We start from the raw sequence: 6,537 nt of genomic DNA on the forward strand, positions 1-6,537 counted from the left end.
ATACGGCCGCCGGCGACCTCGGCGCTGAGCAGTTCGGCGGCCTCCGGCTGGCCCGCGTCGCGCAGTTCGGGCCACTGGGAGCGGGGCCGCTCCGGCACGGAGGCGTCGGCGGCGTCGCTCTCCCGGCGGCGGGCCAGCACCTCCCTGGCGTAGGGCAGCCACGCGCCGAGCCGGGCGAACGGCCACACCACGAGCAGGGTGACGACCGCGTACAGGGTGTTCGTGTAGAACGAGGACGCCATCAGGTCGTAGCTGTCCGTGATCAGTACGGTCAGCGAGAGCAGCGGATCGACGACCGGCACCGGGGACCATCCCACGAGCGGGAACGCCTCGGGGAAGACGAAGCCGAGGGCGGCCAGGGCGAGGAGCGCGGCGACCAGGGCCCGGGCGGGCTGCGGCCTGCGGGCCACGTAGTGGCGGACGATGGCGCGCCAGCTGCCGAGGACGACGACCGCGACGGCCAGTACGGCGAAGGAGATGCCTTCGTAGACCACGAGGGCTTCCGCCCCCGGGGCCGGCACGGCCCGCCCCTCGAACACCTTGGGCGAGACGACCGTGCCGGCCCACCACCAGTCGTCCGGTGTGAAGGCCCGCAGCGGGGCCATCTGGTACGAGGTGACACCGCGCTGCCAGAGCGACCAGACGAGCGCCGCGACGGCGAGCGGGACCAGCATGCCGGCGACCGTCACCGGTGCGATCCGTTCCGTGGTCCGCTTCGGCGGCTGGTAGCCGTACCGCCAGATCCCGGGGCGGGCGGCGGGCCTGGCCTCGTCGAGCCAGGCGGCGACGGCGGACGGGGTCCGGGGCGGCTGTCCGGGGGCGGGTGGTGTGCCCGGGGCCCGGGCCGGGCGCGGTGGCGCCGCCGGAACCTCCGGTGGTCCGGCCGGGCGCGGTACGGGGTGGGCATGTGTGCCCCGTGCGTCCTGCGTACCCTCGCCGTCCATCGCCCTTGCCCCCTGAGCCGCCGCGCCATCCGCCATCAGCGAGCCAATCTAACGCCCCGACAGGCGGAGTCCACCGTTTACGTGGCCGTTGCCGGCAGGGGTGCGGGCCGGGAGCCCCCGGCGGCGCCACCGCCCGCGGCCCGGGCAGCACCGCCCCGCTATGTCCATCGCGGACAACCCGGTCCCCCGGACAACGCCCACATGGAGCATGCCCAGCCTCCGTGAGCGGCCCTAACCTGCGAGAAAAGAAGGAAAAAGCGTCCGTTACACCCCCCAGGAGCCCCGCATGACCGCACTTCCGCAGGAGCGCCGCGTCGTCACCGCCATCCCCGGACCGAAGTCGCAGGAGCTGCAGGCCCGCCGTACCGCCGCGGTCGCGCAGGGCGTGGGCTCCGTACTGCCCGTGTTCACCGCCAGGGCCGGTGGCGGGATCATCGAGGACGTCGACGGCAACCGGCTGATCGACTTCGGTTCCGGCATCGCCGTGACCTCCGTCGGCGCATCCGCCGAGGCCGTCGTCCGCCGTGCCTCCGCCCAGCTCGCCGACTTCACGCACACCTGCTTCATGGTGACGCCGTACGAGGGCTACGTGGCCGTCGCCGAGGCGCTCGCCGAGCTGACCCCGGGCGACCACGCCAAGAAGTCGGCGCTGTTCAACAGCGGCGCCGAGGCCGTCGAGAACGCGGTCAAGATCGCCCGTGCGTACACCAAGCGGCAGGCGGTCGTCGTGTTCGACCACGGCTACCACGGCCGCACCAACCTCACCATGGCGCTGACCGCGAAGAACATGCCGTACAAGAACGGCTTCGGGCCGTTCGCGCCCGAGGTGTACCGCGTCCCGGTCGCCTACGGCTACCGCTGGCCGACCGGCCCGGAGAACGCCGGTCCGGAGGCCGCCGCGCAGGCCGTCGACCAGATCTCCAAGCAGGTGGGCGCCGGGAACGTGGCCGCGATCATCATCGAGCCGGTGCTCGGTGAGGGCGGTTTCATCGAGCCGGCCAAGGGCTTCCTGCCCGCGATCAGCAAGTTCGCCGAGGACAACGGCATCGTCTTCGTCGCCGACGAGATCCAGTCCGGCTTCTGCCGTACCGGCCAGTGGTTCGCCTGCGAGGACGAGGGCATCGTCCCGGACCTGATCACCACGGCGAAGGGCATCGCGGGCGGTCTGCCGCTGGCCGCCGTCACCGGCCGCGCGGAGATCATGGACGCCGCGCACGCGGGCGGTCTGGGCGGCACCTACGGCGGCAACCCGGTGGCCTGCGCGGGCGCGCTCGGCTCCATCGAGACGATGAGGGAACTCGACCTCAACGCGAAGGCGAAGGCGATCGGGGCGGTCATGAAGACCCGTCTCACCGCCATGGCCGAGAAGTTCGACATCATCGGCGACGTCCGCGGCCGGGGCGCGATGATCGCCATCGAACTGGTCGTGGACCGCGCGACCAAGGAGCCGGACGCGGAGGCGACCGCCGCGCTGGCGAAGGCCTGCCACCAGGAGGGCCTGCTGGTCCTGACCTGCGGCACCTACGGCAACGTCCTGCGTTTCCTGCCCCCGCTGGTCATCGGCGAGGACCTGCTGAACGAGGGCCTCGACATCCTCGAGCAGGCGTTCGCGCGCATCTGAGCCGGCGTAGGGGGCAGGTGAGCCGCCTGCCCCGGATCGCCGGAGCCGCCGAACGGCAGAGGGTGTGAAGAAGGTGTGCGAGGTGGATGACAGGTGCCCGCGGGCCCTGTCGCCGGGCCACCCCCTGCCGTAGGTTTCTCCGCGGATGAGAGATACACCCCGCCCGCAGGGACCTGTGGGCGGCTCAGGCCGGGGCCTCCCCAGCTTCGACCTGGCAGTGCCTCCGCGCACACACAACCGGGGCCCGAGGGCTTCGGGTCTCCTCACGATCGGACGGTCGCCCGCCCCAAACCCCCCGGGGCGCGCGGCGTTCCGATCCGGACGGCCGTCCGGGCGTTCCCCACGGCAAGCCGTTCCCCGAAGGGCCGACGCGGCCCCCCTGCGCCGGCCCTTCGGCGTGCCCGGCCGGTACGGAGGGACGGACCGGGCCGCTTGGCACACTGGGCGGCATGGTGCTGCTGCTCGGACCGCCCGTCCTCCTCTTCGCGCTGATCACCTGGCAGGTCGTCGCCGACGGACCGCTGGTGGATCTCGACGAGCGGCTGAGCGAGGACCTGATCCGTCCGGACCGGCCCTCCGAACTGCTCGCCGACCTCGGGAACATCCAGGTGGCCCTGCCGGTCCTGGCGCTCGCCCTGGCGTACGTCGCCCTGCACGGACGCGCGCGGGGCCGCGACCGCTGGTGGCTTCCGCCCCTCGCCGGCGCCGTCGCGATGGCGCTGGTGCCGGCACTGGTGGCGCCGCTGAAGGAGTGGACCGACCGCCCGGGCACCCCGGCCGTGCCCCCGGCGGTCGGCTACTACCCCTCCGGTCACACCGCCACCGCCGTCGTGGCGTACGGCGCGGCGACGCTGCTGCTCCTTCCGCTGCTGCGGTCGCCGGCCGTACGCCGTGGACTGGTCGTGCTCTGCGGCGTCCTGGTGCTGGCCGCCTCGTACGGGCTGGTGCGGCGGGGCTACCACTGGCCGCTGGACGTGGTGGCCAGTTGGTGCCTCGGCGCGGTGCTGCTGACCGGTCTGTGGCGGCTGGTCAGCCGAAGTAGCCGTCGAAGGTCCGCCGGAACTCCCCGCCTCCGAACCGGTCCCAGTTGATCGACCAGGTCATCAGGCCGCGCAGGGCGGGCCAGGTCCCGTGGGTGGCGTAGGAGCCGCACTTCGTGCGCTTCGTCAGACAGTCGAGGGTCCTGGTGACCTCGGCCGGTGACACGTACCCGTTGCCGGCGTTGGTGGTGGCCGGCATGCCGATGGCGACCTGGTCGGCGCGCAGCGGCGGGAAGACGTTGCCCGCGTCGCCCGCGACCGGGAAGCCGGTGAGCAGCATGTCCGTCATGGCAATGTGGAAGTCGGCGCCGCCCATGGAGTGGTACTGGTTGTCCAGGCCCATGACCGGGCCGGAGTTGTAGTCCTGGACGTGCAGCAGGGTCAGGTCGTCGCGCAGGGCGTGGACGACGGGGAGGTAGGCGCCCGCTCTCGGGTCCTGGCCGCCCCATCTGCCGCTGCCGTAGTACTGGTACCCGAGCTGGACGAAGAAGGTCTCCGGGGCCATGGTCAGCACGAAGTCGTCGCCGTACTCGGCCTTGAGGGTCCTCAGCGCGGAGATCAGGTTGACGATCACCGGGGTCTTCGGGTTCCTGAAGTCCGTGTCGTCGGCGTTCAGGGAGAGGGAGTGGCCCTCGAAATCGATGTCCAGGCCGTCGAGTCCGTACGTGTCGATGATCCTCGACACCGAGGAGACGAAGGTGTCGCGCGCCTGCGTCGTGGTCAGCTGTACCTGGCCGTTGGCGCCGCCGATGGAGATCAGCACCTTCTTCCCGGCCGCCTGCTTGGCCTCGATGGCGGCCTTGAACTCCGCCTCGCTCTCGACGCCCGGGCACTCGGACGCCGGGCAGCGGTCGAAGCGGATGTCGCCGGAGGTGGCCGTGGTCGGTTCGCCGAAGGCCAGGTCGATGACGTCCCAGCTGTCGGGGACGTCGGCCAGGCGGGTGTAGCCGGAGCCGTTGGCGAAACTGGCGTGGAGGTAGCCGACGAGGGCGTGGGGCGGAAGGTCCGAGCCGCCACCGCCGGAGCCGGGCGCACCCGTCGTCGCGGTCACGGTTGCCGAACGGGCCGACTCCCCCGCGTCGTTGACGGCCGCGACCTGGAAGGCGTACGCCGTCGAGGGGGACAGTCCGGTGACGGTGGCCGAAGTGCCGCTGACGGTACGGATCCTGGTGCCGTCGCGGTAGACCGCGTAACCGGTGGCTCCCGGCACCGGTGACCAGGACAGGGCCACGCTCGTCGAGGTCACGGTGCCCGTCGCGAGGCCGCTGGGCGGTGCGGGCGGCTGCCCGGTCTCACCGCCGGGTCCGGCGAGGGTGATGTCGTCGGCGTGGTAGGCGCCGGTGCCGTACCAGCCGTGGGTGTAGATGGTGACGCGGGTGGTGGAGGGCCCGGTGCGGAAGGTGGTGGTGAGCCGCTGCCAGTCGGGGGCGGACCGGGTCCAGGCGGAGACGTCGGTGGAACCGGTGCCGCTCGCGCCCAGGTGGACGTAGTCGCCGCGGACATGGCCGGAGAGCGTGTACTGGGAGTCCGGCCGCACGGTGACGGTCTGCGCGCACCGGGCGTTGTCGGCGCCGGCCGGGGTCGCCTCGAGCGCGGAACCACCGGTGCGCACCGGCGAGTTCACGGTTCTGCCGGCCGTGCAGCTCCAGCCGTCGAGGCCGGCCTCGAAACCGCCGTTGCGGGCGAGGTCCGCGTCGGCCGCGCTCGCGGCCGACGAGAGAGCCGTGATCCCGGTCGCGGCCAGGGCGGTGGCGGTGAGCAGCGCGACGAGGGGGCGGCGCGCATGAGGTCTGGAGCGGTCCACAAGTGCCTCCGGGCATGGGGGAATTGGAGGGTGGAGCGCGCTCAATTTGGTCCAGACCAATTCGGTTGTCAAGCCCCCGCGCGGCTCAGCTGTCGAAGCCCAGGCCCAGCTTGTCCATCGTCCGCAGCCACAGGTTGCGCTGTCCGCCCTGCGCGTCCGCCCTGGCCAGGGACCATTTGGTGAGGGCGATACCGGTCCAGGCGAACGGCTCCGGCGGGAACGGCAGCGGCTTCCTGCGCACCATCTCCAGCTCCGTGCGCTCGGTCCGCTCCCCCGCCAGCAGGTCCAGCATCACCTCGGCACCGAAGCGGGTGGCGCCCACGCCGAGCCCCGTATAGCCGGCCGCGTACGCCACCTTTCCCGCGTGAGCCGTGCCGAAGAACGCCGAGAAACGGGTGCAGGTGTCGATCGCGCCGCCCCAGGCGTGGGTGAAGCGGACGCCCTCCAGTTGCGGGAAGCAGCCGAAGAAGTGCCCGGCGAGCTTGGCGTAGGTCTCCGGACGGTCGTCGTACTCGGCCCGCACCCGGCCGCCGTACGGATAGACCGCGTCGTAGCCGCCCCACAGGACGCGGTTGTCGGCGGAGAGCCGGAAGTAGTGGAACCGGTTGGCGCTGTCGCCGAGCCCCTGGCGGTTCTTCCAGCCGATGGACGCGAGCTGCCCGGGGGTGAGCGGTTCGGTCATCAGGGCGTAGTCGTACACCGGGACGGTGTACGCGCGGACGCGTCTGACCAGGCTGGGGAAGATGTTGGTGCCGAGCGCCACCGTGCGGGCGCGGATCGCGCCGTACGGGGTGTGTACGGCCATGCCGGCGCCGTACGGCTTCAGGCCGAGGGCGGGGGTGTGCTCGTAGACGCGCACGCCGAGGTCGACGCAGGCCCGCTTCAGTCCCCAGGCCAGCTTGGCGGGGTGGAGCATCGCCACGCCCCGCCGGTCGTACAGGCCGGCCTCGAAGGTCGGGGAGTTCACCTGGTCCCGTACGGCCTCGGCGTCCAGGTACTCGACACCGTCGGCGAGCCCCTTGGACCGGATCTCCTCGTACCGGTCCCTGAGCTCCCGGGCCTGGTACGGCTCGGTGGCGACATCGATCTCGCCGGTGCGTTCGAAGTCGCAGTCGATGGAGTGGCGGG

General features: G+C 72.2%; 4 protein-coding genes and 1 pseudogene. 2 read left to right on the plus strand and 3 right to left on the minus strand.

Annotated elements, in window-relative coordinates; genetic code table 11:
* A pseudogene (locus B9S61_RS26060) lies at positions 1 to 944 on the minus strand (ATP/GTP-binding protein); the annotation flags it as partial.
* Positions 945 to 1,230: 286 nt separating this feature from the next.
* Between B9S61_RS26060 and gabT the strand changes: the two are divergent.
* Both gabT and B9S61_RS26070 read left to right on the plus strand, forming a co-directional pair.
* Complete coding sequence (gabT, locus tag B9S61_RS26065; protein WP_103544423.1) at positions 1,231 to 2,565, plus strand: 4-aminobutyrate--2-oxoglutarate transaminase; 1,335 nt, start codon at positions 1,231 to 1,233, stop codon at positions 2,563 to 2,565.
* Positions 2,566 to 3,017: 452 nt separating this feature from the next.
* Positions 3,018 to 3,656: a phosphatase PAP2 family protein gene (locus tag B9S61_RS26070; RefSeq protein WP_360391001.1), complete on the plus strand. Its 639-nt coding sequence runs from the start codon at positions 3,018 to 3,020 to the stop codon at positions 3,654 to 3,656.
* Here B9S61_RS26070 and B9S61_RS26075 read toward each other — a convergent pair.
* Together B9S61_RS26075 and B9S61_RS26080 are read right to left on the minus strand one after the other, a co-directional pair.
* Complete coding sequence (locus B9S61_RS26075; RefSeq protein ID WP_103544425.1) at positions 3,595 to 5,409, minus strand: chitinase; 1,815 nt, start codon at positions 5,407 to 5,409, stop codon at positions 3,595 to 3,597. The genes B9S61_RS26070 and B9S61_RS26075 overlap by 62 nt on opposite strands.
* Before the next feature lie 85 nt (positions 5,410 to 5,494).
* Positions 5,495 to 6,537 (minus strand): FAD-binding oxidoreductase (locus B9S61_RS26080; protein WP_258039856.1); only part of this gene is annotated, 1,043 nt, incomplete at its 5' end.

This window comes from Streptomyces sp. SM1 (assembly GCF_002910825.1).
GTDB classification, from domain to species: Bacteria; Actinomycetota; Actinomycetes; order Streptomycetales; family Streptomycetaceae; genus Streptomyces; species Streptomyces okerensis.